At 61.3% G+C, this 3,649-nt stretch carries 4 protein-coding genes; 1 reads left to right on the top strand and 3 read right to left on the bottom strand.

Translation table 11 applies throughout. From position 1 onward, the window contains the following. On the top strand, nucleotides 1-209 hold a 209-nt coding region (locus ASG60_RS23610), incomplete at its 5' end, for a hypothetical protein (RefSeq protein ID WP_244476706.1). 145 nt (nucleotides 210-354) lie between these two features. On the opposite strand, the gene ASG60_RS16830 is transcribed toward ASG60_RS23610, so the two are convergent. The 3 genes from ASG60_RS16830 to ASG60_RS23080 all read right to left on the bottom strand — a co-directional run. Next, on the bottom strand, nucleotides 355-960 hold the full coding sequence (locus ASG60_RS16830; protein WP_277996246.1) for a T6SS immunity protein Tdi1 domain-containing protein: 606 nt from the start codon (nucleotides 958-960) through the stop codon (nucleotides 355-357). Between the two features lie 715 nt (nucleotides 961-1,675). Next, nucleotides 1,676-2,854 (bottom strand): type VI immunity family protein, encoded by a 1,179-nt coding sequence (locus ASG60_RS16825; RefSeq protein ID WP_056386779.1) that lies wholly within the window; start codon nucleotides 2,852-2,854, stop codon nucleotides 1,676-1,678. After that, nucleotides 2,851-3,649: hypothetical protein (locus ASG60_RS23080; protein ID WP_162244805.1), on the bottom strand; the 799-nt coding region annotated here is incomplete at its 5' end. The genes ASG60_RS23080 and ASG60_RS16825, both read right to left, overlap by 4 nt.

The following is a 3,649-nucleotide window of genomic DNA, read 5'->3' as shown; positions in this document are numbered from 1 at the left end:
CAACCTCCGCCGATGATCGAGTTGACATGAGAGTTCCCCATGCGAAGGATCTTCGACACGTTGCCACCAAGCACCTGATCGGGAACGTGAAGTGGCGACCGGCGCTCAAGATTCTCTTTGGCAAGTCTTTTCGCTTCCTCCGTGGATTTGCCGCGATTGGTATAGTCACGGATTGCCTCGGCGCAGCACCATCGCCGTCTGCGCCGTGAGCCGCACCGAGGACGCGTAGCCGTCGAAATGGTCACCGTAGTCCACGATCGGGTCGGGGGCCGGCACCAGGGCCGAGCCCCGCGGCGTCAGGCACGGGTCGAGGGACGACGAGATCGCCCTCGATCGCGAATTCGTGGCGTCAGATCACTCCACTCGCTCGAAGCCGCCCGGATAGCGCTTCCGGTCGAAGTGAAGGATGTCGAACCCTTGTGACTGCGACAGGAGCGCCAGGTGGGCCCGGGCGTTCGTCACGATGAGGTTGCCCTTCTTGGGCTGGCCTCCCAGGGCGAAGATCGGTGCGAACGAGAAGATCTGGTCCTCGTTCAAGGGCCCGAACTTCCGCACGGCCTCGTCGTAGAGGTCGTAGTCGTCGTAACTGTCCTCCTCGGCCAGGAACGGCGTCACGAACTTGGTAGGGCTCGCCTCTTGAGCCATGTCCCGAGGATCCGCGCGGATCGTGATCCGGCCGCGCTGGAAATCGAACTCGATCGCGCCGAGCGAGCGGTTCCAAGCGTAGACGCTGCCGAAGGCCGTGATGAGGTAGGGCACGCAATCGGCCGCGTTCAGCAGGCTCTTGCCCTCGAGGGCATCTTCGATGGACGGCCAGACCATGTCGGGGTCGCAGGTCCTGAACGTGCCTTTGAGCCAGATGGAGATGCCGACCCTCGACCACATGTAGGCCAGAACTTCCGGAACATGCGCTTTGCCCCCACCGTATTCAAATGGGCGCAATATATTTGGGTTATACATTCCAATTGCCTCGTCGAACAGAGCCTTATATCTTTCGACCGTCATTGTTTTCTCACTTTCATTTTTTCAATCAAGATACGCGATTACTGCAGACATCCTGCCCCTTGATCGTGGCGCAAAGCCGCACGTTCATCTTCTCTCCAGGCTTCAAGCTTTTCGCATGTCGCTCGAACTCGGCCAATCGGCTGGGCCAACCTCNGCCCCTTGATCGTGGCGCAAAGCCGCACGTTCATCTTCTCTCCAGGCTTCAAGCTTTTCGCATGTCGCTCGAACTCGGCCAATCGGCTGGGCCAACCTCCGCCGATGATCGAGTTGACATGAGAGTTCCCCATGCGAAGGATCTTCGACAAGTTGCCACCAAGCACCTGATCGGGAACGTGAAGTGGCGACTGGCGCTCAAGATACTCTTTGACAAGTCCTTTCGCTTCCCCCGTGGATTTGCAGCGATTGGTATAGTCACGGATTGCGTCGGCGCAGCACCAGCGCCTTCTGCGCCGTGAGCCGCACCGAGGATGCGTAGCCGTCGAAATGGTCGCCGTAGTCGACGATCGGGTCGGGAACCTGCACCAGGGTCGAGCCCCCGCGGCGTCAGGCACACGTCCGGCGACAGGCAGACGACGCGCGCCTCGTGCGTCTCCCGCATGCCTTCCAGCGGGCGGTTCGTGGTCCAGGGATCGGGACGCGACATCCTCTGTCCCTCGCGCCAATTCGACCGTCAGTCGAAGCGGCGGACCCACTTCATCGTCTCTTCCAGTCCGTCTTTCTCTTCGGGAACCTCGATGATGCTTCTGCGGTAGCCTTCGAAACGGAAGGGTTTGATGATTCGGGCGGCATCCCGATAGGCCTGCGGGATGCCGCCGATGCCGTTGCTGTCCACGACCGGCGCCTGCCCGGCCCGGATCAGCACACCGCCCGCATAGGGCGCCAAGCTCAACTCGGGGGTGAGCTGGCTTCGGATTGCGTCCTCGCCGCCGAGCCGGGCGATGTTGGCGTCCCCCAGCAGCGTGGGTTTGATGATTCGGGCGGCATCCCGATAGGCCTGCGGGATGCCGCCGATGCCGTTGCTGTCCACGACCGGCGCCTGCCCGGCCCGGATCAGCACACCGCCCGCATAGGGCGCCAAGCTCAACTCGGGGGTGAGCTGGCTTCGGATCGCGTCCTCTCCGCCGAGCCGGGCGATGTTGGCGTCCCCCAGCAGCGTGAGCCAGTTCGAGGCGCGAGGCACTTCGTAGCCGCCGAACCGCGTCCCGGAGAAGTAACCACCCATGTTGTCGTACTCGAGAGCGGGATAACGCTGCATCAACGGATAATACAGGACCTTACCGACCGTCTCGCGGCCAGGTTCTGTCAGCACGCCTAGCCCGCCAGAGCCATGCACGGCGCCGAGACGCTCGGACCAGCGGCGGACTAAGTCCACGCAGCGATCGGGATTGTCCAGAATGAACGCCGGCGGGACGTGGATCTTGACCCCAGACAGGTGCCGCTGCGAGTTGTCTCTCTCAAACCCGAAAGCTATCAACAGCCACAATGAGGGATCGTCGTTGTCCATCGCATTGACTCCCTTGAGGAAGCAATACATCTCGCTTTCCTCATTTTTCGAAATTTCTTCGTAGTACTTGACAGCCTCATCAACATTGAAGGACCGGAGCTGACGCTCGCCGGGCTTCTGATAGTGTGTGATCCGATCGGCGAAGAGGTCGCAGTATTCCTCGACGACGGCCAGAAGCTGCCGTCGCTTCTGGGTCGTCCATCCGTCTAGGAAGTAAAGCGAGAGAAGCCCACCGACCCTTGAGACGATATCGCTGTATCGTGGGTCTCGGTACACCAGCTCCGTCTCGATCGTCGTCGGGGTGCGCCGGCTCTGCCAGGCGATGTAGCTCGGTACAGCTGTCATGACGCAGAGCTTCCTTTGTTGCAGTCGCAATCTTTCGCGACATCGATCTCTTTCACCTTGACCGGTTTCCGGCCAGGCTGGCTTTGGTCCTCCGCGATTTCTTCATACGCGCCTCCACGTTGAGCGTTTGTTTTACCGTCAACACCACCCCTAGCCTTCGGGAACTTCATTTCCCAAAGCTCTGAAAGCGCGCCGTCCTGCCACCACGACACGTCAGGCCGAGGAGCACCGCGCACCACCGGAGCCGTCGAGGGCATGCCCGGCGCGGTCCGGCTCTCCACCGGAGCATACTTGCTATCCGGCTCTTCCCCCTTCTTGTAACTCACTTCCGGCCGAGGCCCATCCGCCGTTTCACTCATCGGTCGCCGCGGGCCGCCCGCAGAATGCTGGCCGTTGCTGGGATTATAGTAGCGCTTGCGCAGTTTCTCCGCGACGCAGGCCAGGTAGGTTACATGACTACCCCTATCATTGAGGCACTCGCAGGCAATCTCGCACAATTCCTTCTTATTGGTCTTGCTGGTCACCTGACCCGTTTCGGCCTTTGCTGGCGCCTTCGTCTTTTCTTTCTTCTCTGCCTCTGTTTTGGTCTTGGCGTGCGCCATCCTCTCGCCGCGGAACCAGTCCTGGATTCGGTCCTTGTCGACGCCTTGCGCCTCCAATTGCCGTGCCTTGGCGAACAGGCTCGTCTCGAAATCGTCTCGAGGAACCTCGTCGAACCACGGCATCGCCGTCGGCGACGAGTCCAGGATCGCCGTCGCCGCGCGGCCGACGCCCGTCCGGCTGCGCAAACGGACG

This window comes from Methylobacterium sp. Leaf469, from assembly GCF_001424745.1.
Lineage (GTDB): Bacteria > Pseudomonadota > Alphaproteobacteria > Rhizobiales > Beijerinckiaceae > Methylobacterium.
This window is presented reverse-complemented; position numbering and strand designations above follow the sequence as displayed.

Excerpts from the sequence above, each read along its gene's own strand:
- ASG60_RS16830 (WP_277996246.1), bottom strand. The coding sequence starts at position 960 with ATGTATAACCCAAATATATTGCGCCCATTTGAATACGGTGGGGGCAAA.
- ASG60_RS16825 (WP_056386779.1), bottom strand. The coding sequence starts at position 2,854 with ATGACAGCTGTACCGAGCTACATCGCCTGGCAGAGCCGGCGCACCCCG.